Annotated in this window: 26 protein-coding genes and 1 pseudogene; 8 read left to right on the top strand and 19 right to left on the bottom strand. The window is 45.0% G+C overall.

Going from position 1 to position 23,886, the window contains the following annotated elements:
* The first annotated feature begins 137 nt into the window (after positions 1-137).
* The 5 genes from RH89_RS13615 (at position 138) to RH89_RS13595 (ending at position 6,752) form a co-directional block, all read left to right on the top strand.
* Positions 138-608 carry a hypothetical protein gene (locus RH89_RS13615; protein ID WP_050811532.1) on the top strand — a complete coding sequence of 157 codons (471 nt, stop codon included), beginning with the start codon at positions 138-140 and terminating at the stop codon, positions 606-608.
* A gap of 15 nt (positions 609-623) precedes the next feature.
* A complete protein-coding gene (locus tag RH89_RS13610; RefSeq protein WP_004402811.1) occupies positions 624-902 on the top strand; it encodes a hypothetical protein in 279 nt (92 codons plus the stop codon).
* 101 nt (positions 903-1,003) lie between these two features.
* Positions 1,004-4,387, top strand: coding sequence for a hypothetical protein (locus RH89_RS13605; RefSeq protein ID WP_038145941.1), 3,384 nt, complete (start codon positions 1,004-1,006; stop codon positions 4,385-4,387).
* A 6-nt stretch (positions 4,388-4,393) separates the two neighbouring features.
* On the top strand, positions 4,394-5,830 hold the full coding sequence (locus RH89_RS13600) for a phage tail family protein (RefSeq protein WP_139063284.1): 1,437 nt from the start codon (positions 4,394-4,396) through the stop codon (positions 5,828-5,830).
* Positions 5,823-6,752: a polymorphic toxin type 4 domain-containing protein gene (locus tag RH89_RS13595; RefSeq protein WP_004402806.1), complete on the top strand. Its 930-nt coding sequence runs from the start codon at positions 5,823-5,825 to the stop codon at positions 6,750-6,752. The genes RH89_RS13600 and RH89_RS13595 overlap by 8 nt, the downstream gene beginning before the upstream one ends.
* A 44-nt stretch (positions 6,753-6,796) precedes the next feature.
* On the opposite strand, the gene RH89_RS13590 is transcribed toward RH89_RS13595, so the two are convergent.
* From RH89_RS13590 to RH89_RS13565, 6 genes are all read right to left on the bottom strand, one after another.
* The gene (locus RH89_RS13590; RefSeq protein ID WP_004402804.1) at positions 6,797-8,704 is read right to left on the bottom strand and encodes a methyl-accepting chemotaxis protein; all 1,908 of its coding nucleotides are present in this window, start codon (positions 8,702-8,704) and stop codon (positions 6,797-6,799) included.
* 278 nt (positions 8,705-8,982) lie between these two features.
* Complete coding sequence (gene gltS, locus RH89_RS13585) at positions 8,983-10,209, bottom strand: sodium/glutamate symporter (protein ID WP_004402802.1); 1,227 nt, start codon at positions 10,207-10,209, stop codon at positions 8,983-8,985.
* Positions 10,210-10,321: 112 nt separating this feature from the next.
* Positions 10,322-10,714 (bottom strand): DUF3224 domain-containing protein, encoded by a 393-nt coding sequence (locus tag RH89_RS13580; protein WP_004402801.1) that lies wholly within the window; start codon positions 10,712-10,714, stop codon positions 10,322-10,324.
* 23 nt (positions 10,715-10,737) lie between these two features.
* Positions 10,738-11,424, bottom strand: coding sequence for a hypothetical protein (locus RH89_RS13575; RefSeq protein WP_004402798.1), 687 nt, complete (start codon positions 11,422-11,424; stop codon positions 10,738-10,740).
* Between the two features lie 34 nt (positions 11,425-11,458).
* On the bottom strand, positions 11,459-12,049 hold the full coding sequence (locus RH89_RS13570) for a chloramphenicol phosphotransferase CPT family protein (protein ID WP_004402797.1): 591 nt from the start codon (positions 12,047-12,049) through the stop codon (positions 11,459-11,461).
* Positions 12,050-12,100: 51 nt separating this feature from the next.
* The gene (locus RH89_RS13565; protein ID WP_004402795.1) at positions 12,101-12,856 is read right to left on the bottom strand and encodes an alpha/beta fold hydrolase; all 756 of its coding nucleotides are present in this window, start codon (positions 12,854-12,856) and stop codon (positions 12,101-12,103) included.
* A gap of 195 nt (positions 12,857-13,051) precedes the next feature.
* Here RH89_RS13565 and RH89_RS13560 point away from each other — a divergent pair, with 195 nt between their 5' ends.
* The gene (locus tag RH89_RS13560) at positions 13,052-13,714 is read left to right on the top strand and encodes a CatA-like O-acetyltransferase (protein WP_004402793.1); all 663 of its coding nucleotides are present in this window, start codon (positions 13,052-13,054) and stop codon (positions 13,712-13,714) included.
* A 55-nt stretch (positions 13,715-13,769) separates the two neighbouring features.
* Here the strand turns inward: RH89_RS13560 and RH89_RS13555 are convergent, their stop codons facing one another.
* From RH89_RS13555 to RH89_RS13515, 9 genes are all read right to left on the bottom strand, one after another.
* Positions 13,770-14,249, bottom strand: a complete 480-nt coding sequence (locus RH89_RS13555; RefSeq protein WP_004402791.1) for a DUF1993 family protein — start codon at positions 14,247-14,249, stop codon at positions 13,770-13,772.
* A gap of 131 nt (positions 14,250-14,380) precedes the next feature.
* Positions 14,381-14,815: a PNPOx family protein gene (locus RH89_RS13550; protein WP_004402789.1), complete on the bottom strand. Its 435-nt coding sequence runs from the start codon at positions 14,813-14,815 to the stop codon at positions 14,381-14,383.
* Between the two features lie 100 nt (positions 14,816-14,915).
* Positions 14,916-15,407 (bottom strand): 2-thiouracil desulfurase family protein, encoded by a 492-nt coding sequence (locus RH89_RS13545; RefSeq protein ID WP_004402787.1) that lies wholly within the window; start codon positions 15,405-15,407, stop codon positions 14,916-14,918.
* A gap of 33 nt (positions 15,408-15,440) precedes the next feature.
* Positions 15,441-15,893 (bottom strand): GNAT family N-acetyltransferase, encoded by a 453-nt coding sequence (locus RH89_RS13540; protein WP_022602423.1) that lies wholly within the window; start codon positions 15,891-15,893, stop codon positions 15,441-15,443.
* A 72-nt stretch (positions 15,894-15,965) separates the two neighbouring features.
* Positions 15,966-16,643 carry an HNH endonuclease gene (locus tag RH89_RS13535; RefSeq protein ID WP_004402784.1) on the bottom strand — a complete coding sequence of 226 codons (678 nt, stop codon included), beginning with the start codon at positions 16,641-16,643 and terminating at the stop codon, positions 15,966-15,968.
* Positions 16,644-16,879: 236 nt separating this feature from the next.
* Positions 16,880-17,620 (bottom strand): polysaccharide deacetylase family protein, encoded by a 741-nt coding sequence (locus RH89_RS13530; protein WP_206536135.1) that lies wholly within the window; start codon positions 17,618-17,620, stop codon positions 16,880-16,882.
* Positions 17,602-18,195, bottom strand: coding sequence for an HAD family hydrolase (locus tag RH89_RS13525; RefSeq protein ID WP_038145946.1), 594 nt, complete (start codon positions 18,193-18,195; stop codon positions 17,602-17,604). Before RH89_RS13525 ends, RH89_RS13530 begins: the two co-directional genes overlap by 19 nt.
* A 214-nt stretch (positions 18,196-18,409) precedes the next feature.
* Positions 18,410-19,120 (bottom strand): hypothetical protein, encoded by a 711-nt coding sequence (locus RH89_RS13520; RefSeq protein WP_004402775.1) that lies wholly within the window; start codon positions 19,118-19,120, stop codon positions 18,410-18,412.
* A gap of 110 nt (positions 19,121-19,230) precedes the next feature.
* Positions 19,231-19,806, bottom strand: a complete 576-nt coding sequence (locus RH89_RS13515) for a MarR family winged helix-turn-helix transcriptional regulator (RefSeq protein WP_004402773.1) — start codon at positions 19,804-19,806, stop codon at positions 19,231-19,233.
* Positions 19,807-19,904: 98 nt separating this feature from the next.
* Here RH89_RS13515 and RH89_RS13510 point away from each other — a divergent pair, with 98 nt between their 5' ends.
* Both RH89_RS13510 and RH89_RS13505 read left to right on the top strand, forming a co-directional pair.
* Positions 19,905-20,669, top strand: coding sequence for a hypothetical protein (locus RH89_RS13510; RefSeq protein WP_004402771.1), 765 nt, complete (start codon positions 19,905-19,907; stop codon positions 20,667-20,669).
* Between the two features lie 10 nt (positions 20,670-20,679).
* Entirely contained in the window at positions 20,680-21,216 is a 537-nt protein-coding gene (locus tag RH89_RS13505; RefSeq protein WP_004402768.1) for a peroxiredoxin family protein, read from the top strand.
* A 109-nt stretch (positions 21,217-21,325) separates the two neighbouring features.
* Here the strand turns inward: RH89_RS13505 and RH89_RS13500 are convergent, their stop codons facing one another.
* The 4 genes and pseudogenes from RH89_RS13500 to RH89_RS30220 all read right to left on the bottom strand — a co-directional run.
* Positions 21,326-22,108: a hypothetical protein gene (locus RH89_RS13500; protein WP_004402766.1), complete on the bottom strand. Its 783-nt coding sequence runs from the start codon at positions 22,106-22,108 to the stop codon at positions 21,326-21,328.
* A 152-nt stretch (positions 22,109-22,260) separates the two neighbouring features.
* Positions 22,261-22,533, bottom strand: coding sequence for a hypothetical protein (locus RH89_RS13495; RefSeq protein ID WP_004402765.1), 273 nt, complete (start codon positions 22,531-22,533; stop codon positions 22,261-22,263).
* A 77-nt stretch (positions 22,534-22,610) separates the two neighbouring features.
* Positions 22,611-23,591 carry a hypothetical protein gene (locus RH89_RS13490; protein WP_004402764.1) on the bottom strand — a complete coding sequence of 327 codons (981 nt, stop codon included), beginning with the start codon at positions 23,589-23,591 and terminating at the stop codon, positions 22,611-22,613.
* Between the two features lie 105 nt (positions 23,592-23,696).
* Positions 23,697-23,886 (bottom strand): annotated as a pseudogene (locus RH89_RS30220) (LysE family translocator); the annotation flags it as partial.

Raw genomic sequence — 23,886 nt, 5'->3', positions numbered from 1 at the left:
AATCAGCCAGATACAGATTGACTTTCCAGCACCTCTAGCGCTGCCTGAACAAAGCCTGCAATTCGTTCAAAAACTCGGCATAAACGGAACAAAAAATCGCCTATAATTCGATGATATTTACTCTTATGGGTGTTTGTATGTTTAAACGAGTTTTGGTGCTGTTTCTTTCACTGCCTGTTTTGTCCACCACTATGGCTGCTAACTTATGTGAGTCGGAACAGCAGATGATCCAACAGTGCAGCTTTGGTAAGAAAAGTGTGTCTGTCTGCACCGCAAGCGAAGACACCATTACCTACCGTTTTGGTACACCCGAGAAAATTGAAATGGAGATTGAATCGCCAGTCACCAAATACCACGAGGGTTACAGTGGTGGTGGCGCAGGGTATCTGTTGTTTGAAAACGGTCCGTACGGGTACACGGTTTTCAGTCGAAGTATGCGTGGAGAAAGGCTCGGAGACGGCAGTTATGAGCACCTGACAGAAGCGGGGATCATCGTCAGCAAAGGGAAGAATGTGATTGCTGAACTGGATTGTGTGAAGGGTGACATGACTTTTGGCGAAGGAAAATTGCCTGATTATGAGCCTATCGATACATTGCCATTTTTCTAGCTTAGTGGATACGAAATGAAAACCGTCAGTTACCTCGTTCAGGTTCATACTTTACCGAAAGATTTAGCAGAAGCCGCTGAAAACCCAAATCATGATTTGTATACCGCTTCCAAGATCTATTCCAAGCTGATCGATACTGACCATTTATGGGAGGTCGATTCCATAGATGAAAATGGGCAGGTCTGGATTGCGGTGAACTTTATAAATACAGAAGGCGATGCTGAGTTTCACACAATCAAAATTGATTCAGGTACTTACAATAAAGTCGATTACGACAACTACCCAATCAACTGATCATACATTCAACATTTCTCATATTCGAAACGGTTAATAATTAACCAACCCTGATACCGTAAGTTTTATAAAAACTTCACACAACGTCACGGTACAGGGATATGAAAGATCCAGTGTTCAGTTTCTCCACACCGAGAAACCACCAAACGATCAGCCATCAGGATGAACGGGATTTCGCCATTCGGCTGACAGCTAACGCGCATGCTGCCACGCACTATTTATCGCAGCTTCCCACTTCCAGCTCACAACGCATGCAGGCAGCAGCACGCTCACTAAGCGACAGCTTTCAAAACCTGCGTTCTCTGGCACAGTTGCAAATTCAGTTCGCAAGCCTGATCCAGTTCCACAGAGAGGTACACGACGAACGTTATCGAACCTCTTTTGATGATATCGACGATGCGATTACCAGTGCTACTCCCAGTATGCTGTCGCCTACCGAGCAAAGTTTATTGTGGGATAATCTGATCCACCGTCTTTGGGTGGAATACAGCCAGGTCACCATAGAACACATTCTTGCGATTCTCTCCTGTGACCATTTCCTTAGGGTTCACCGAGATGTAAGGGGTGACGACTCTCTTGAAGAGGCACAGATCCACCGACGGCTAACACTGGCCAAAAATGCCAGAGCGGTGATTTCAGCGATTGTCGATAACCGCGTCAGTACTGAACCTGATTTTGGGCTCACGACAGTGCAACACCGATTGCTGGAAAACATTCATAAGCGAAACATCCGCGCAGATAAGTTAGTACAGACTCGTCAGCTAAAAGATCAAATCCGACGCGAGGTAAAAAGGATTGGGCGAGCCAGGTCTCAATCTCAAATAGCAACGCCGACCTCAATCACATCATCAGCATCCACTACTCCAGCAGCAACAGCAACTAGCGCTATCAGCGATTTGGATACCGTAATAACACCCATTCAGGCATTTCGGTCAGCCGTTATTTCGCTTGATGATTTGACACTCAATCTGTCCTCTTCTCAGACCCGCACGTTTCAGCGTCTATCCACAGATTCGGCGGATGCTCATGAGTTACTCAGTATGGTAGAAGAGGAATCCAAGGATGCCGAACTTGCCCTAGCTGACGAAGATGACGATGAAATCGAGCAGGAAAGCACCATTCTGGTTATGGGCACGGAGATCGCAGTTGAAGAACGCATTCCCAATAGAGCCGTTATGGCGGGGATCTCGGAAGAGGAAGGAGAATCGCAGCTTCATGTGACTTATTTCAGAGAGCAGGGTGATCCGATGCTAAGCAATGCAGAAGCCCAGATCAACGGCCGCACTTTACGCGGTGAACCTATGCCCGAACGTGTCGGTGGCTTTCAGACTTTCAGGTTTGACTTGCCTGATTCTTCTCACCAGCCAGTGAACGTTGATCTGCACCTGACTACTGCCGATTCTCAAACTGCCACTATTATGCCGACGATGTTAGTCAGTCAACTTCAGACGGGATCAACGACTCTGCCATGGGTACCGGAAGGGCTGGACGAGCTTGGTACACCTCCTCCAACCTTGTTTGGAGTAAACCAAATCGGCATGGTGGATTTTTATCGGGTGGAACAGGAACTGGCGTGTATCGAAGCGGGAGAACCGTCCCGAACTGAAAACCTGTTAGCACGAGAATACAAAGAGCGCACGACTCGTCGTTTGGATGTGACAGAAGTTGAAACCGAAGCGACCAGCGAAAGTGCCTACGAGCAGCAATCGGATTTAGAAAGCACAACAAGACACGAGATCAGCTCTGCGGTTGAAGAAGTGTTAGAACAGGATTCCTCACGTAACATCAATGTGAATGCGGGGGTATCGGGTGGTCCTAAGTATTTGCAGTTTTATGCCAATACGGCAATGACATTTGCGACCTCTCGCTCTCGTCAGGAAAGCCGTTCCCAAGCCTTGCAGTACGCCCAAAGTGTCACCGAACGCGTACAGCAAAAAATTATGTCTAAAACCACCAGCAAAAGGCGAGAGCTGCGCCAGCACCAATATGAAGAAATCACCAAACACGGTTTGGACAACCGAGCAGGCGAAGACCATGTGTTTGGCATTTATCGCTGGCTGGATAAAATCTATCGCCACCGCCTGGTTCATGTTGGTCAGCGGGCTTTGATTGAGTTCAGTATTCCAGAACCAGCCAAGCGTTTCATTCAGGCTCAGGAACTGGCTGTGCCTGAAGATGATTTCACCAAACGTGCCCCTAAAAAGCCAAAACGCTTTGGTGTGAAAGTGCCGAATGATGTTACCCGAGATAATTATCGAAAACTGGCAGCCCGTTACGGTATTTCGATTGAAGCACCACCACCTCACCAAATAAACCTAATGCGCGGCTATTCCGAGAGCAAACCACCGCTTGCAGAGCCCATCGACCTGAATAACAAGCCTTACGAGGATGTCTTGTCTTCCACTTATGAAATAGAAATTCCAGAAAACTATGCGGCTTTTTTGGTGAAGGTAGCTGCCCGAGCTGCGCCGAGTTACCATGATGCGATTCGCCATGCGAGAGTAGACGAAAGCAAACAGGCTATTCCTTTGATTCCAGGGTTCTACGTCACTGTAGGAACGGAGTCTATCCCCGATGACAACTCCCCTTACAGCGAGATACGTGTCAACCGGTATCTCGAACCCAGCATCAGCGCTATGCTGCCGGTTTCGGTGATTTTGCCTTGGTATCACCGTTCTTTCAGCTGTCATTTGGAAGTGCACTGCCGACTCAGAAGACGTATTTATCGAGAATGGCAGTTACGGGCATTCAACGACATTATGGATGCCTACCGCGAACAGAAAGCGCAATATGACGAAGAAAAGGAGCGGCATGAGGCTCAACTCGGCAGCGCGAACACCAACCCGAGATTCAAAAACGAAATCATCCAGAAAGAGTTGCGCCAGCTCGCCATGTATATGATTCAGGAACCGTTCAATATCAAGGTTGCAAAGAATCATTACATTGAACGAGAAGGCAAGCTGCCCAAATTGCGTTTGTCTGACAAGCTCGACAAACACAGCGAAATGGTGCGCTTTTTCGAGCAGGCGTTTGACTGGGATGACATGGCCTACCATCTGTATCCCTATTACTACGCGAAGAAGCGGGACTGGACGGCGAAACTCAGTGCGCAAGTCACCAAAAATCGTAAGTTCAACGCTTTTATCACCTCTGGAATGGCGCGGGTTGTGGTGCCTTTGCGACCGGGGTTTGAAGATGCCGTCACCTACTATCTGCAAACCGGGCAGGTCTGGTTTGGTCAGGGCTTAGTGATGGATTCTGAGAACGACCTGTACCTTTCTATCGCTCAGGAAGTGTCTCAGGCAGAGGAAACGACCATCACCGAAACCTGGGATACTAAAGTGCCGACCAACCTTACCATCGTGCAGGATCAGGCGGCTGCCATGGTTGGAAACGGTCTGCCCTGTATTGATGGCGAAGGCATTGGTCAGGGTGACAGTCGACTCGCCCCATTACCGGCGTCTAACGACGACAGTGAAGTCTAATTCGCTATGAACGAACATCGGCGACTCCATCACTATGCCGACAGAATGATGGCAGAGCAGCCAATCTCTGGACGATGTGATTACGCCATTCTGAATCCGGGGAAAACCAAAATGCTCAGGCTTCGGGTGACATATACGCCCGAAGTGCTCGAAGTGCCGTATTTGGGAAAGCTGAATAATCCGCAGCCCGGCGAGAGTTATGAATATGATATCTATCTTGGGAGCAGCGCGGTTGAGTTACTTGCTCACTACCACAAGCAAGGTAATACAGCAGCTGATGGCACCGTTTACGCGGAAGTTAACGAAGGGGATGTGCTGTCCAAATCAGTCTTAATTTTGGCTGTCCCCGATAATCGTCGAGAAAATGCAATAGACATGAGTGGGCGCCTTATTCATTTAACACCCATTTTTTTCGATATGTTTGATGGCAAAGCCACCACCAGTCTGGTAACTCTGCTGGATTTAAAAAATGATGGGCAAGATTCTGAAAACGGAGAACAATCGGAGGAAAGCGATTTCAAAACATTTATCGTGGAGTCTCTTGAGTCACTCGCAAAGATTTTAGATGGGTTTAGCAAGGATCTGGTGTCCGATATTCATGTGCCCAGAGAGCTCTGGCATCCAAAAGAGCGTCCGGCGGATTTCAACCAGATGGTTCAGGAGGCGGGTGAAACCATCAATAATGGTATGAACAGTATGCTAGTCGCCATGGAGTCGGTGATCAGTGACATACAGTCCGCCATTGATTACGCGCTAAAGGAGCTCGAAAGCTGGGTGGTAGGTGCAATGGATGCGATTGTGGATATATTCAAAGGCATTGTGGACACACTGGATGATGCAATCGAATTTGCAGAAGGGTTAGTCGTATCACTCACCCTTTTACTCAAGAGATTTAAGGCGGGGTTTGCTTCTTTTCTTGCCCATGCCAAAAGTGCTTTACTCTGGATGGATAAAAACCGCCCTGATTTCAACGAAAGCATCGATACCTTTATCGGATTTTTTGGTGGGGTATGGGACGGTATTGTGGACTCTATTCTTGGCTTTATTGATACCCTTTCCCTAATTTTACAATTGATCATTGGCGCATTTAAACATGGTGGAAAACTGGGTGATGCCTTCAATCTTATGTTGGAAGTCGCAGATGATTTCATCGCGGTGTTGCGCAAAATTCCGTGGGACAACTTGTGGTCTCTTTTCACCGAAGAACTCTACCCAGAGGTAAAAACGTTCTTTACGGAAACCAGTGACGAGCTGATGTTCGCCATTGGAGACGCGATATCCCGAACCCCAGCCGCTTCTGGCTACTACTTTGGCTATCTTGTCTACAACTTAGTTGAAATGTTCTTTCCCCCATTAAAGTTTTCCAAAATCTCAGGGGCTGCCAACGAAGCAGCGGATCTCACCAGCAAGTTCTTCCAGAAAATGGCGAAAATGAATGGCTAGCAAAGTTCAAAAAGGGGTTGCTGGCAGAAAAGCGGCTAAAGCGCTAGACCTCACCCCTCCGCTCAAGATTTCGAAGATCGTCATTGCTCTGGATACCATTACTATGTCCTTGAGAAAGCGACTGATGAAGTCGAAAAATGCCTCAACCAAAGGCATGAGCAAAGCCGTTTCTGAATATTCCGATGCCCTGAAAGCAGCAAAAAAAAGAGGGGCGTATCTGCGCGCCAAAAAAATGCTGAATAGTGCTACCGAGCCCGTTAAAGCCATCCTTGATATTAAAGACAAAGGCGACTGGCTTCCTGCTGCCCCTAAGAATGCCAAGATCTGGCTATCAATGAAGCTGGACCAGAAAAAATGGGCGCAAACCCGACTCACTGGTGCAATACAAGAGATGCGAGCGCTCATCCTCCCCAACAAACAGGTTCGGTTCGACATTGCAGGGGAAGTCAAACCCTCTATTTCGCCAATAAGGGGAGAAAAAGGCATGGACTTTAAAGATGAGCTGCCATCTCCCTCCAAAAAGCTTTACAACGGGCATTCTCTTAAAGGGTATGAAAGAGCGCATCTCTGGGGACATGGCTTTGGTGATGAAGCCAAACTTGGTTTGATGTATGCGCCAAAAGCACTCAATCAAGAAGTGCAGAATTTTGGTTTTGAGAAGTTTATCCGCGAACTACAAGTCCTTTCTCAACAAGAAGGAAGAAAGGTATTTTGTCGCTGTAAAGCGTTCAGTCACCCACCCAAAGGAAAAAGCCTGAATGCGGCGAAAGGGGAGCTTCTGATATCAGAAGTATTTTACGAAGTGATCTACGAAGCCAAAGATGGCAGAAAGATTGTCGGAAAGTTCGCAGCCTCGATCACCGAGCCGCCAGAGAGCAAGGTCATCTTAAACGAAGCCGAGTCTCTGTTAACCGAAATTTAAAAAGGCACGCCGTAGCGTGCCTTCGATTTCGTTCAGAGCTATCACTAAACCTTAAAGCGGCTCAGCAATTTGTCCTGTTCCTCAACCACTTTCTGCTGTTCGCTGATTGACCCCGTCAGGTTGCCCATAAAGTCAGAAACATCCACTGAAATGTCTTTGGTTTTCTGAGCATTACGGTTGACCTCTTCACTTACAATGCTCTGTTGCTCTGCGGCAGATGCGATCTGATGAATCATATCGGTGATCTGTCCCATTGCCTGGCGGATCGCTTGCAGAGCTGAGTCCGCATCTTGTGAATGCTGCAGAGTCTGAACCACTTCTTTCTGGCTTGATTCCATGACCACCAATGCAGATTTCGACCCCGCCTGAAGCTCATCAATCATGGTGCCGATTTCTTCAGTTGAAGCCTGAGTTCTTTGTGCCAGAGTTCGTACTTCATCCGCCACTACGGCAAACCCGCGACCCGATGCACCCGCCCTTGCGGCTTCAATCGCGGCGTTCAGCGCCAGCAAGTTAGTCTGATCTGCAATGTCGTTGATCACTTCAAGCACAGACTCAATTCGTTTGGTCGCCTGATTAAGTTCCGTCACCACTGACACGGCTTCCTGAACCTTCTGAGACAATGCATCTGTAGATTGGGCTGAATCTTCTACCAGAATGGCACTCTTCTCGATATTGCCATTTGCACTTTGGATTGCTGTCGAAGCTTGCTGAGAATGGTTTGCCACCTCTTTGGCGCTCACAGACATTTCGTCAATTGCCGCAGCAAGCTGATCCACTTCCTGCATCTGGTCAGCGATAAAGCTCTGCGCTTTATTCGCACCTTCTGCCGACGCAGTCATGCTGGTCGAGATGTCTTTACCCAGCGATTTAGTGTCGGAAATCAGGTTCTGAAGCTGGGACATCAAAGCATTAATGCTTATGGCTACTTTGCCAATTTCATCTTCGTTAGTGACGTCGATACTCTTGGTCAGATCGCCGTCACCGTTTGTCAGATCATCCACTTTGGATTGCAGACGATTCATCGGCTTAAACAGCATCTGCAGTGTCAGCATAATGCCGAGTACAGAGAGAATAATTAGCCCCGCTGCCACCAGAACCATGTTGAAGACAAGGTCGCTCAGGCTCTGGTATGCCTTTGCCTGATCTACGCTTACCAGGTAATACCACGAAACGCCGTAACCCAAATGAACTTCGTCGTGGTAACCGATACGATTGCGACCCGCGCTGTCGAACACGAATGAACCGTAACCCGAACTCAGAACTGTGGTTTTGTGTGGAGCAAGTGATGCAATATCAGACAGGTTGGTTTCGCCCGCTGTGCTTTTCGGTGACGAGGAAGCAATGACAGTACCTTGTGAGTCAAACAGCGAAGCAATGGCGCCTTCTGGAAGGTTGTCATTGATTCTTTCATTCATGATTTCCAACGTAAGATCGGCCAGAAGAACACCTTTTAACGCAGTACCTTCGTAGAAGGGTTCTGCAACACTCACCATGAGTTTTTTGGTGGACGATCCGCGGTAAATACCTGTAATTACCGTACTGCGCTTGGCTTTTGCCTGTTTGTACCAACCACGTACTCGCGGGTCATAGCTGTTTGAATCGTATTTACCTGAGCGTGAACTAAACGCGCTGCCGTTTTCAAAACCGACAACAATCGCAAATACCTGAGAAGAGTCTGCCACTTGTTTAAGAAGTAATTGAGTATCCTCTTCTGAATACTCTGTAGCGAAAGTCGGAGCAACATTCTGTAGTGTACGGCTAACGTTGCTCATCCAGGTTTCTATGGAGTTACTGACTGCGTCTGTTTTCAAAGACGCACTGTAATCAATACTTTGCTGCTTATCTTGAGCTAAAAAGTAATATGAGATGTAAAGTGAAACGCTAAGGGATAAAACAAGCAGCAAGGCGGCTACCGCAATGACTCGCTGCTTAAAACCAAAATTAATCATTCTTGTACCTGTCAGTTTTTTCGTCACCTTCGCGGTGAGCCAATAATTACAGGATAAGAATTGTACTGATTTGCAAAAATATTGGGAGTAATATCACATTAACAGTTTATCATTCTGACCATAATAAATTTAATATCTTTATGTTTTATAAAAATAAAATGGATTATGTAAAAATATATCTATATTGTATGTAAATGTAACTTTACCCAATCATATTCATAATTTATTTATTGAAACGGTCGATTTTAGAACAACTAATGAGCTTTAAATTAAAAATATCAACTTAGTAATCCGACAAAATATGGGATGATTAAAGCGTTGGCGAGGTCGATAAAAAATGCACAGACCAGCGGCACTATGATGAAGGCCTGATGGCTGTTTCCATATTTTTGCGCAACGGCAGACATATTTGCCATCGCCGTCGGGGTCGACCCCAGTGAAATACCTCCAAAACCGGCACAAACAACCGCAGCATCGTAGGTTTTGCCCATAAGTGGAAATACAACAAAAATAGCGACACAGATTGCGACCACAAACTGCGCACCTAAGATGACGAAGATAGGTCCAGCCAAATCAACTAAAGCCCAAAGCTGCATACTCATTAAAGACATCGCCAGAAATGCTCCCAGCGCAATGTCGGCTATCAGGGCGATGGCTGGGGTACGTTTTGGCCAACGTGTTCCGGTTAAGCGAGGGTAAGAGTCCGGAATCAGATTAGAAATAAGAATACCCGCGAACAGACAAGTCACGAACAATGGCAAATCCAGTCCGAATTCTGAAACCGCTTCATTAAGAAATGCCCCCAATATCACACAGATATGGATGGCCAGTACCGCATCTAGAAAGTCATACGCATTAATACTGGGTTTAGGGTTGTCAGCCGATGTTCCGACGTCCATTTTTTCGACTTTAGCCGGGCTTAAGTTGTGACGGTTAATCAGAAATTTAGCGATGGGACCGCCCATAATACTGGCTAAGATCAGCCCAAAAGTCGCACTGGCTATGCCTATTTCCATTGCCGTGTTTAAACCGAAGCTTTCACCAATTTTAGGTGACCAGGCAATCGCTGTTCCGTGTCCGCCTATCAGTGAAACCGTACCACTCAACAAGCCCACGATATCCGGCTGCCCCAACATGGTCGCAATGCCAATACCCGTTAGGTTCTGGATAAACATGTACCCTATCGTGATGGTAAGCAAAATGATAAGTGGTTTCCCACCTTTGAAGAGATCTTTCAGGCTGGCATTGATGCCGATAGTGGTGAAGAAGTAGACAAGAAGAAGATCACGCGCCGCCAAATCGAATTCGACATCCACTTGAGTCACGTAGTGCAGAATAGCAAAAAGAACGGAGACCAAAATGCCCCCGGAGACAGGTTCAGGGATGCTGAATTCCCTTAGCCAGTGGCTCGCCTGAGTCAGGCGACGACCCAAGAACAGAACAATGATTCCCAGAGTCACCGCCAGAAATGATTCTACCTGTAGCACTCCATCTACGTAGTTCATGCTTTCTCCCTAAAATGAACATCTTCAAAGGCTTATTTAAGGAAGTTAATCTAGCACAGCTAATTTAATGGGCAACATGTGGAGTATCATTACCACTTATTCAAGGTGCACTTTATACAAAGTCGTATTCAAAATCGTAGTAGTGCTGACCTTCTTCAATTCGGATATTCATTTTGCCCGCCAGCCCCTGTAACTCATCAGATCCCGAGTTGGGCACCACTTCCAGTATTAACGAATCGCTCCCATTCGCCATAATGCCATAGTGCTGCAACACGAAGCTTCCTTTTTTACCACCGAGGGTTCCAACTACTTGCTCAATGGCGACATAGCCTGCGGATCCTTTTACTGCCGTCACTGCGCTGAGCATTTCACCTTTGCTGTGCGCTGAAAGCTCGCCTTTAAATTCTTTATCAATCGACATGCGGCCGAGGTTGACGCCATCCACCCCCTGAGCAAACGTCTCCATTGGTTCTAGCTTTACTTCAAATTCACCCGAAATTTTCATCGGTTTTCTCCCTGTTATTGTCCCTATTCGTCACTACCAAAGAATGCTTTCATGGTTTCGGTCAGTGTAATAATTTCACTTGCACCACCGGTCGCGAAGACAGCGCCTAAATCCACAACCTTCTCACCCGATTTGGTCGCCACTCCAGATAGAAAGTCTTGTAACAATGCTTTGAAATCAATGAAGTCTTCTTCTGGAATCACCTGATTCACGTCCTGCAGAATTTTTTCTCGCTCACTTTGACTAAAGAAGTGATCGATAAGATCCACAAATGAAGACTGAGTTATTTTTACGATCTCGCTGTTAAATGAGTTGTCTGCAAAGTGCCCTAAAGCTTTCAATTTCGCCTGCACACCCTGCTTAACAAACGCATCTTCTATCACCATTACAATCTTGGCGGGCGCGCCCTGTTTGCGCTCCCCTTGCAACTTAGATTGGTGCAGTAATGAAAAGAACTCCGCCTTGATGAATTCGTCTGCATTGTCCAGAAACAGCAACTTGGCTTTGTGTTTGATGGTCTTGATGCGCGACTCGGTAATTTGAAGTTGTAAACTCAACTCGAAATTGGATTTGTGTTTTAGGTCGCTGTGTTCCAACAACAGGTACATCACCAAGGTATCAATTTCGCTTTTTGACAGGCTACCAAAACCCCTGTCGAGATAATGCTCAAGAAACGTATCTACAAAACCCTCTTTATTGTCGATGTTCATTTCTGTCCCCTAGTTTCTATAGTCGTCTTTTCTTTTAAGACCTATTTTCTCTTGAGATTTGCGCCTCTACTTTTGCCCCAATTTTCAACGCAATTGTGTCTGCGCTTTCCTTGCTAGTGTCAACCCACATGTCGTATTCAACATTTTTGTGTACGCGGCACAACTGCTCCCTGGCCGACCCCAGCTTTCTGTCTCCACGTGACTTTTCCCGTTGTTCCAAAAGCGACTCTTCACAGATTACCCCAACAAAAAGGCAGTCTTTTCCTTTGAGTACATCTCGCCACAGGGTTATCTCTTCATTCCCATCAGCAACGTCATCTACGATCACTTTTAGCCCGCTTTCAACCAGATGTTTAACCGTTGTTCGGTAGGCGTCATTCACCTGAATACCGTATTGCCCCTTACGCACACGAAATACGTCGCGCCCTTCTAAGCATTCCTTTTCCCAATAGAATCCATCAGCGTGCTGAGTTTCGTCTCCAAGACTGTTTGCCTTATCCGGCATCATCGAGATAAAAGTATCAATACCAATGTGCAGGTAGTACCCCGGCAGCTGAGATTGAAGTGCTTTAGCGATTGTGCTTTTTCCGCTGCTGCTCGGTCCATTGAGAAAAATCACGTCCATATCTTTTCTTTATTCCTGCTTAAGATCCGTTTGAGCAATTTACAATGTAAATCATAGAAACTGATTGAGAGCTAATCCTATCATTTCAGGATGTTCCTGATGTGTCGCATGTTCAGAAAACGGAACATTCATAAACGCGCAGTCTGGCAGTAGATCGACAAGGTAAGTCGCTTCTTCCCTCGAAAAAAGGAAATCATTGTCACCTCTTATGATCAATACTGGGCAAGTGATATTGGTCATTTGATTGACAGGGTAACCCGTTTCCGATCTATCCAGCCAAACAGCCTTTACTCTATCAATCAGAGTAGAAAAATCGGGTTGCGGATTAATTTCTTCATATCTGGAGACATCTTTCGGGAATTTCTCCCGCCACATTTCCACAGATAAGGATGACAAAATGGGTTCTACCGGGTCGTTCTCTGTCAGCCGCCACTGTGAACCCAGCGTCACCACCTTTTCGACTGAATCTGGATGAGCCGAAGCCAATCTGTAGGCAACGATCCCTCCATCGCTAAACCCGAATATTGAGTATCGGGTGACTTTTAAATGGGAAAGCAGCGCTTCAATGTCTTCCTGATAACGCTGGTAGCTTAGTGGTAATTCGCCTATTGTCGATTGCCCGTGACCACGAAAATCGACGGATATCACTTTGTACCCGTTGGGAACAAAATCCAGCAATGGATTCAGGTCATACATGCAACCCAACCCACCATGCAAAAACAGCAGCGGTTTACCCATCGGATCCCCGCTCACTTCGTAGTAAATACTCGCGCCGTCTATTTTAAGATGCCCTTCTTGCTGAAACATGGTGACCCCTCGTTATTTGGAATTGATATCAACTCATTCTATCTAAAGAAGATGTCAGCTTTTGTCAGCAGGATTTTGCTCCCAGCAATCTTTCTGCGTTAGGTGTATGTTGTCGCCAATTCATCAGGAGCAATGCCTAAATTAATGCAATAATACACATAACAATTAACAACAACAGTCAGCTAGGAACCATGTATGACAGCGTCAGCAAAAACCGTTGATAAAACGGCCTGGGGGCGAACGCCTCACTTTGAACACTTTAGCCAGCGAGATTACCCTTATGTCGGATTTTGCGCTGATGTAGAACTCACCAACAGCTATTACTTCGCAAAAGCGCATTCCATTTCGATATTTAACTTGGTGTCTTACGCGGTACTCGCGGCAGCCAACGAGATTAGAGAGTTCAGGTTGAGGATCCACGGTGAAGAGGTTGTGGAATATGAGTCTTTGCGATTTGGCTTTATCGCCATGACCAAAGAGCCACCTCTTTTCAGTTTTGGTGAAGTAGAGCATGGAAAGAGTTTTTCTCAGTTTGCAGAGTATCTTGAGGCAGAAAAGGCTCGTATCTCTGAGAAGGTGACTCTAGAAGGCGGACCGGACAAAGACGACGTTATCTACACATCTTGCCTGCCATGGCTAAGGTTTACGTCCTTTGTTCACCCAGTGAACCTGAATGTCCCTTCTAGTATTCCGCTCATTTCCTGGGGAAAGATCATTGATAAAGATGGGTATGTGGATATGCCCGTCTCTGTTCAGACCAACCACGCCTTAATGGACGGTTGGCACATTTCTCTTTACTACAAAAGGCTTCAGGAGTTGCTGGCTGAGCCTGAAAAGTTAGTGAGTGAGATGGGGTAAATCCTACAAAGAATGGGAGTGAGAGCTCCTATTCTTTTATTGCTGCATAATAAGGCTATTTAACGAAATGAAATCCTTTTGGGTATTCGTGTAAACCATCAAAATCTCCTTTCCCTAGCTCTACCCCATTCGATTTGGCAATCGCATAAACCATACTCATATGAAACAATAAGTTAGGAACGATATAAAGAGAAATGAATTCAGATTGAGGTAAGCTGACATCGGCGAAACCCGCTCTATCCTGAAGCATTACATTGTCGTCGAACGATTTTATATCTGGTGCTTGTTTGAGGTAACTTAAGGTTTCATCGATCTGTGTTATCAAAGACGCAAGTCCACTTTCTCGTTGATCAAACGATATCACTTCGACACCCAAAAGTGGGCAATATCCCCTCAAAGCAAAGTTAGTGGCTATTTTGGCATGTCCTTCCAAAGGAAACATTCCTTCAGAGAGTGAGCACTGAAGTGTATCTGATGGCACTTTTAAGAGAATGACCTTTAGCTGAGTTAAGTAACGCATAAAAACTTTTTTCACGATTCTGAATTCCCTGCGGATACCTATGATTAGGTTAGTTCTCAGGCAATACTCAATTCAAGTCTTTACAGGTGAATCGTCGTCCTAAGTATTAGGATTGAACAAACTCAGCGATGCCCAAGCCACTACTATCAATATGATTGATCCCTCAGGACAACCGTTTCTGGTTCAAAACACACAAAGACATTTTCTGTGTTTGACTGAAAATCTAAGAATCGTTTGTTCCAAGAAGACTTATCGTCACCTAAATACTTAGTTAGTAAGCGTTCCGCACGATGACTGTCGAAGCTTTTAAGGCTTGCACTACCTCTAAAACCTACGTGTATAGACTTCCCGGAAAACCTATCCCAGTCGACGATGCTTATTGCGCAGTTTGGCTGTTTCGCTATCCGTTTGGGGAAAGAATCTCCTTTAACAGAGATGATCCATATCTTCTCTTCTTCCCAAAGAAACCAGACTGGTGAACAGCACGGATTAAAATCGGTATCACTTGCAAGGAAGGCATAAAGCGGATTTGACATGAATTCGTCAAGCTCAAGCCCCTTAGTTTTCTCAATAATTTTCATATAACATTCAGTTTCTACATAACGCCAGAACAAGTGGCTTAAGCATCGACAAAAACATCAAGCGTGGGAAGAACGCTCAAATGGTTTCGCAATTTATGCCTTATAAGAATTTAGTTTCTAATTTAGCTCTAAGAGTTGCTAAGTTGTATTGGCTGAAAACCTTAATGCCAGCACTTTCTAACAGTGCTGCGGTAACGCCTGAACCGTCGATTTTGGTTCCACTAAAAGTTCCATCATAGATTTTTGAGCTACCGCATGAAGGGCTTCCTTCTGCAAGTACCGCATACTTTATTTGATGCTCTTTACACATTTCTAATGTGTTTTGGGCTCCTTCGATAAACTGGTTGGTAACATCAATTCCGTCGTCACCTACGACAGAAGCTGCGCCTAAGATAACGTCGTTACCTTTGCCTTGAATTATCTCAGCTGGAGCCCTAGGAATTGGCATTCCCGCTGATAACTCAGGACAAAAAACTACAAGTTCTAGATTGGAATGGAGCCAATCTAAATCTGACTCTGGTACAGACAAGCAACTCGCATTGTATCGAACTTTATTTCCAACCAAGCAAGAACTGATTAAAACTTTTTCCAAAAAAACTCCTTAATTTAAAGCGATTAGCGAAATCTAAAAATCAATTCTCGCTAATGTATCTCCATGGGCATCCGTTCCATACTCTTTGAAACCAAAACTCTCGTACAAATTTTTTGCCGCAGTGTTTTTCGCACAATAAACGATATGAATGGCTTTTGGCTGATTCATTTTTATTTCATTGAGCACCAACACCATCAACTGTCGTCCGTAACCTTTGCCTTGGTGTGACTTATCAATCATAACCCTTGGAATATAATATTCACCTGGCTTTTGCTCTTTCATCCAAACCGCATTCACCCATTCGGTATACATGACAAACCCAACTATTTTTTCACCTACGACTGCTGCTCTTGTTCGATAATCAGGATTAACCGATGACTCCGCAATTGAGAGTGCATTTGAAGAGACGAAGCCTTTTTGACTCTCCTTTAATCCCAAGCGCATCACTTCATATATATTGTGTTTTGTAATTTTATCTAATTTCACGTTCTACCCTGTTGAGTGAGTTTTGTAGTAAAGAATAGTTTCGCCTAAATTACTTCAGCCATGATCAGCCAGTCACTCACGTTCAAGTTCTGGATTCATTTCATACAACTTATCTATAAGTTGTTGTGCGTTAATACTGTAGTGAAGAGAACGATGGCAGTTAGGACACAAAGCGACGCAGTTAGATACGGAGTCGGAACCTCCGGATGATAAACGTCTAACGTGGTGGACTTCTAGATAAGGTTTACCGGATAGTGCTGTAAAAGGAGCCTGTTCTAAACATAGTTCACATACACCGTTAGCTCGATTTAGCACCCAAGCCTTTACTTTCGCCGAACGTTCATAAACACGAGTAGAACTGTAATTAACCTTAGGTTCATTTATCCCCTCTGGTTTATCAGTTGCCTTCCTTTTTTGATAGGAAGAAACTTCTATTTCAAAGCCTACCTCAGGATTTGAAGGTCGATTTTCAAGCTCAGCAATTATACCTTCAATTTTATCACCGATTACCCGACCCACATTTTTAGCGGGCTTTAAACCAGACACCCAACTTCGACCTAATAGAGCAAATATATACGAAATGTTTTGCATCCTATATTCGTATGCTTTCTCTGTACGCCCATATTCTTGTGACAGTTTTCGGTAATACGCTTTCTTGTTGAACTTCTCTCCCTTTTGTTCTTGGGTAGACATTTTTAAATATATTCTAACTGTGGCTCTTAATTCTTCCTCGGACCAACTGCCGTTCATACTGCATTACTTCCTGAACGTTTACTTTTTACAATTGAATTTCAATCAACTAACCATATAAAAATCAGCAAGTAACTATATGATAAAAATAACATTTAAGTCCATCGCCATCTTGCATGCCACTAATAAAACATGAGCATTAATTGGACAAAAAATCACAGTAAGTGACGTTCAAATGATGAGTTAGCTGGCGAATCAAACGGTTTGTAAGCTTCCAACTAAACAAAGCATCAAAACTAGATCCTAAACCTCAAAAGCTCCGAAACCGTCACGAATTGATAACCTTGCTCTATAAGCCCTTCGATCACCAAAGGTAAAGACTGGCGTGAAACTTCGTTGTTGCTACCAAAGACATGTAGCAGAATGATGGAGCCGGGTGCAGCTTGTTCATTTATGTGTTTTGCTATTGAAGAGGGGCTTTTAGCAATATCTGGGTAGGTTTCTGGCTCAATGTTCCACGTAACGGTGGTGATCCCGTTTTGATTCAGGTAGTAGGGAAGCGTAAATAGCTTGCTTCCATAGGGCGGTCTGAAAGTTATCTCACCAGAATACCCGATTGAACGGATGAGATCGTTCGTGCTTTCAATTTCTTGCTCGATTTCACTTATGCTTTTTAGCACCAATCGATTATGAGTGTAGCCATGGTTACCGACCTCATGACCATCGAGAACGATATGTTTGGCAGCTTGAAAATTCGACTGAATTCCACGACCGTTTAAGTAGAAGGTCGCTTTTACTCCATATTCATTTAGGGTCGCTAGCACTCTAGCTGTATTTCCTTGGTTCCAGGGACCATCATCAAACGTAAGAGCGATGACCTTTTCTAACGTTCTAACCTCAGAAATTATATCACCGAACAACTGATAGCTTCTTGCTTTGCTGAGTTGCCACAAGCCGACAGCAACAGAAAAAAGTATAAGGATAGATGTTATTATTTTCTTCATCTGTCCCTCTCTTTTCATTTCATCGGTTTCCACTGGTACAGTTTTTCGTCGGCTAATTCCAACATTGGAAGATCTTCATAAGTATCCCCATAAGCGTACACTTTATCGTAGTCAGCCAGGTCAACAGCGCGTTTGAGAAATGTCACTTTATTTTCTTTGCTGCAATCCCCTTGAACGTACCGCCCGGTATAACGACCATTTCGCACTTCGAGCTCGCTGCAGACAGGTGTAATACCTAAAGGTTTGCACCAAACTTTCAAATACACATCGAGAGACGCTGAAACCAGATAAATCTGGTCACCTCTTTTTCGGTGCCAGTCCAGTTTTTCTTTGGCTTCGGGTCGGATAACCGTATTGAGATATTCATCGGCATACCGTTCTGCAATCTGAGCAACATCATTTTCTTTACGCATCCAGAACGCGACTTTTGAGAGTACAGGTCGGGTTTTAGACGCTTGTAGCCAACCTAACTTGTAGAGAAGAATTACAGGCAACGCCAACAGCCCACCTATTGCGATACGCAGCTTAGGCGTGGCATAGAAAAGAAACTTGGTATAGGTATCTTCGGTGGTGATGGTGCCGTCAAAGTCAAATAGCGCGATATTCATTACGTGGGTTTGGTCCAAACTTGATTTACGAAAGAAGGAGGCTGCCTTCGCGGGGTTATAGCCTATTTCTTTTTTCATATTAATAAGGCAAAAGTATCACACCTAAAAATTTCAATAAAACCAAAGGGTAAAATATCAGATATAGCCAAGAGAACCTTGTAACAAGGGGAAAGATCACTATGGTCGACGCGATAAACTTTATGCCTATATGAGCTTAAAAATCCTCATTGGATAACATAGGGCTAGTCGCATTAATTAAGTTCAACATAATTAATCTGGATTTGCAGGGTAAAGGTTCCTCTGTCATTACATAGCTAAGCAGCACTGCAGAAATTAACTTTGTTTCTTCACTCGCCTCAGCTTTTAGCCAAACATGATCATGAATTTTCCAAGGCGCCGGAGAGAACTCAGCGACAACCCTGTCGTTGAGGAAAATAGTTTGTGGGTCAATTCGGAACTGGTTTCCAGCACGATCATCCAATACCCATTGTTCGAGATACCATTGTTTACCATTGAGTTCAAACCCACCAAGATTCGGGGCTTGGGTCATTTTAACGCGTTTCCGGTGTAGTTCATTTTCGTAGGACGAATGATACCTTTTGATGGCACAGTGCTGCTTATATTTTAATGATATATGACTTCCATCAGGGCCAGCCTGAGTGATTACCACTTCTCGGTTGTAGTCTTCTTCTTCATACCTTTCCGTGGAGCTATAGTGACTGTCGCTGGTGGTTTTTCCTTTGTTTATTTCGCTAGCATAACTGCCAAACCTGATGTTTTTCCCAGGCATCCAGCCTTGACGCCCATGCGCTTCATATCTTTGGCTGCCTTTTAAAAAATGGGGTTCTCCAGTATTGAGTTGCGTTATAATGCAACCGGACAATACTCCTGTTGACGCCAAAGCAACCCACCATTTTTTGATCATCTACCTAGCCTACTTATTTTTTATGTTGATATGGCAAAGTATCACACCTAAAAACATCAATAAAACCAAAGAGTAAAATATCAGAGGTAGCAAAAAATCTTTAAATGGGCTTAAGAAGCCTTATGCTCCACACAGACTAATTCAACATCTTGTGAGCTCAGAGGCACTTGGGTAAGCCCACAAAAGTGGCTACCGTTATCAAGTGTTTGATTGTGGGTGCAGGTTTTACAAACACCAAAAGATTTGTACTGATTCTCTTTCTGAGCATTCAAAAGCAACAGTTCCAACTGCTTTTGCAATGTATCTACATCCAGCCCTGGAGACTGCGCCTTATCCCCCTCTAGGGCAGAAAGCAATGAACGTGAAGGGTATCTTTGTTCAATCAACTCCCTGCCCTGATGGTTGATAACCAGATGCGTGACCCGCTTATCATCAGGGTCAGCCACTTTTTCTACATAGCCTTTATTTTCCAAGACCTTAAGGCTTTGAGATACCGTCCCTTTTGTCAGCCCTAAATACTCGGTTACCGCTTTGGGTGTGTCGGAAAAGCGGTTGCAGATCGACAGATAATACAAAGCATCCAGCTGAACAGGTTGCAAGCCGTGTTCGGCTAGACCTGCTCTGGATTCATTTCGGATTAAGTTTCCGATTCTGTCGAGTAATTGATGAATAACGATTGTGCTCATAACTGAATAGTATCGACTCAAAACCTTATTGACAAGTTTATTTATAGTCTGGTAGATCTAACTTAGTTTCGACTCGAAACCAAATTAAGGATAGCAATATGAGTACTAAAAATTCCAATGTCACGGTTCTTTCTGCCGCCATCTCGGTCGTGTTTCTGGCAAGTTCACCTGCAACCTTTGCACACACGGCTCACACAGGTGGCTTGCAAGCGGAAAAAAGCAATGCAACGGTGTCTGCGTTTGACATTGTTCACACCAAAGTCACCACACAGGGAAATACAGCAACGTTTCACATTGCCGTGTCTGGTCAGGCTGGAACCGTTAAGCCCACGCCAACAGGGAAACTGGCAGGCAGTGATGTGTTTTCTTACGTTTGGCCAACAACGCTGAACAGCGCCGAGGTCGGATTCGAAAAAGACGCAGGGATACTGGCTTTTGCCGTTACCTCTCATCCCGATTTTGATGATACGCCCTTGTACGACGAAAATGGCGATGGCGATAAAGCGAACGATGGCGATGTATGGCACAGCCATTGGGTAGTGCTTCACCCCAATGAACAATGCGGACCCGGTGCGCTGGGCGTAGTCGACATTCCAGAGGGATCAAAACCAAAACTGCCCGCAACCTGGCCAGAATTACCGCTTCTGATTGATAGCCCGGACTACACACCAAACTTCGACGGAGAGTCACTCAATGTAGAGGTTAAGTTTGAAGACATTGATGCCCTTAAACTGGCGAATTTTGATGGCGTTACCGCTGGGCTTCGAGTTAACGCAAGTGCTCACTCACCATTGCTTTGCGTTAAAGATGTATTTGATGTGGCGTCTGGCAACCTTAGTTTGCCGGGCGTTGTGAATCAGTAAGGAGGCAACAATGAACACTCTTCCCATTGCACCAGAGTGGAAAACTTCCGCTTGGCTGAATGCCGATGTGCCAATCACCCTGAAAGATCTGCGTGGAAAAGTCGTGGTATTACACACTTTTCAGATGCTTTGCCCTGGCTGCGTTAGCCATGGGCTTCCTCAGGCATCAAAAATACACAAAGTATTCAGGGATGACGATGTAGAAGTAATCGGGCTTCATACTGTGTTTGAACATCATCAGGCGATGCAGCTCGACTCCCTGAAAGCCTTTATTCATGAGTATCGGCTGAGTTTTCCTATCGGGGTAGATGCGCCATCCGGTGGAGACATTCCGCTTACGATGGCTGAATACGGCTTGCCCGGTACACCTACCTTGATTCTTATTGATAAGTCGGGGCAACTGCGATTCAGTCATCACGGAATCATAGACGATATGGTGGTTGCAAAAATGATTACAGACTTACTTCATGAGGAGTTTAAGCCTGTAACACCGCAGGCAGAGGATTCATTCAGTCACTGCGATGATGAAAAATGCAGCACTGGTTAAGCTGAATTCGAGATATTAAAAAACGGCAACTAGCGTCGTTTTTTAGGCGTGGTGCTTCCACTCATCCACGCCTTTTTTATCAACCATTTTCAGCCTCACAAACCCAGAACTATTCCCCTCTATTCTCAAGGAGAGGGTTACTCTTTGTTTCTTTATTGGTTTCAAGAGGAACGAATTCAGTCTGCCCACCCACAACTTTGGCTTTACCTTTTGCTCCTAACGCCCATAAGAAGTCTTTCTCTGAAGCGATTTGCGGACGCACCACGATCTCACCAGACGCAACGGCATCGACGTTAAACTTGGTAATGGCGTTGCCATCGTTATCGTTAATCTGAACATCTTGAAGGGGGGTTTTGGTGGTGAGTTTGATTGGTCCCTCTGACCAGCCATTAATGTTCAGGGTTTTACTGTTCCCCTGACTGTCTGTGACGACGACATCGTAACCCAAAGTGTTTTGACGCCAGTCAGTCGATCCGTACGGTATGGATTGCAACGTGTAGTTGTATGAATCTGTGGGGTCGACCAGTTTGGGCTCTGTCGCGGCATAAGCGCCAGATATAAAAAAACTCATTGTCGTTGATTTAGGTGCAGTATCCCCTGCTCCTTTCTTTTCCGTGGTTTTCTCGACTCCTCCAACAATACTGGCGATTAAGGCTGGTGCCGCAATGCCTGCAATAATGAAATCCCGGACTTTACGACTGTTTTCCACAGTACTGACCGCCACGATCCCCCCGATCCCGAAGAGCATGAGCAGCCCAACAAAAAAGCTCCAGGAAATGGGTTCGGTCAATTTTGCGTTTGTGGTTTGGGTTAAAACCGTTGCCAGCATAACCAGTTTGGGCAGTACACCTCCTACTCCACCTGCCAGAAAGTACTTCGCGCTATCAAACATTTTCCTATCCTCACAAGAGATTCGGGCTAGAAAAGCATAGAAAATAAGGCAACCATTTGCAGTGAAAGAATGAGCTAAATACGCATAGTATCAATTATGGGAAAGGCAGGTGGGCTGTTGGGTGAACTCTTCACGAATAAGGAAATAGTGATTTAATCTTCTTTTCGTTTTTCAAGCTCGTTCTGATACCAGGTTTCGTTCACAAACCAGCTTAGCGCACCAAAAATCAAACCCGCTACAAAACCGATTCCTGTTACAACAGTCAGGTCAAGAGAAACAACGACCGTCTCATCAAGCGCTGGCACAACATACCCAGAGAGCAAAGCAAAAAAGGCAGGAATAATTGCCCATGTAATTATGTACCTGGTTTTGCCAGCTTTGCGTTTCTTTTTCCAACGTTTAAATTTGTGCTCTAAGGCGTTCATACCTATCTCCTCATACGGCATTAAGCAGCCGCTACGATAATGCATATTTTAGCCGAAGACAAAGCAAGACAGGTCGTTTATCCGTTTCTTATCCTACGACTTAAGTTCTCTACAAATTCAGCAGGACAATCGACACCAAGATAAATGAGATTTCCAGACCGCAAGGCGATTCTCACATTAGGCACTCCAGACAGGTTTAACACCTGAGTTGTCCTATTCGATTTCACGGCTTGGTCATGTAACTGTACCGAGCGTATCTTTGCGTACTCGATTTCCCGAGAGTGAATAACACCATACCGAATGTATAAACGATCTTCGCCCAGCGAGATCGGTCTGCGACTCAATGCTTTGTATTCGGCAATCATAAAATGCATCCCGGCGAGTGTAAGCACAGTAACCACGTTTGCAACCAAAGGATTGATAAGGAAGTGAAGCAAGATGTGCGTGAAGGGAATTTCAAACACGATGATGAGAATAAACCCCAAGACATTACTTTGTGCGCCATCTTTTTGGTGGTAGCTAAAGTGCTTTTCGCCAAGGAAATGGGTCTTCGCTATCTTTTGGGAGAAAAGCGCGTACGCCCAGACTCGAATTTCAAATGCCGCCCATTTGGTCAGCAAGCTTTTCCCAAACTTGTCTTCCAGTGGCTGACTTATTGCTCTGTCTGGATCTCCCCCATAGTTCAACTTTTGCCGAATCATAAGAATGACCGTGGCTAGCACTGCGCCTTCAAAGATAAGAAATAAAGGCACAATTAAATATCGGGCATACTCTAAATAAGACCAGAGAAACTTAGAACTGGCAGGAAGAATAAAGCTTCCGAGTGTGACAACCGCACCAAAATAGATCATAGCAACTGTTGTTGCCTGCTTTTTGTCTTTAATGCACAGATAACACAGTAAAGGTAAGGCAATTAGCCCATCGACCAATAAAAACCACTCGGGCTTGTCTGACGGAAAATGTATCCAGGTTCCGGAAGTAAGATAAAAGTAAGACCAGAAGAGGCAGAGCACAAAGAAGAAAGCAAAAGGAATGACATAACGGGTGCGAGTGGACATGGCGTTCCCCCTATCTGGACAATATCCAACTGCTATTCATTAAATCAGACATGCACCTAAAGCGACATTAAGCCGCCTTATTCCCTGAACCGATTTACTGCCCCCCTAAGACTGTTTAGAAACCAGTAGGCTTCCACCTGAAACACCTAAAAACAGAGCGCATCCCCGATTAAACAACCTTGCCATACGTGGCTTTTCAAACCAATGACGCAGGTACAAACCCGATAGTGCATACAAACTTATGGCACACAGTTCTAGCAATAAAAACAGGCTCCCTAAAATCGTAAATTGAGTA

This window comes from Vibrio nigripulchritudo ATCC 27043 (assembly GCF_000222685.1).
Lineage (GTDB): Bacteria > Pseudomonadota > Gammaproteobacteria > Enterobacterales > Vibrionaceae > Vibrio > Vibrio nigripulchritudo.
The sequence above is the reverse complement of the archived record's forward strand: the minus strand, read 5'-3'. Positions and strand labels throughout refer to the sequence as shown.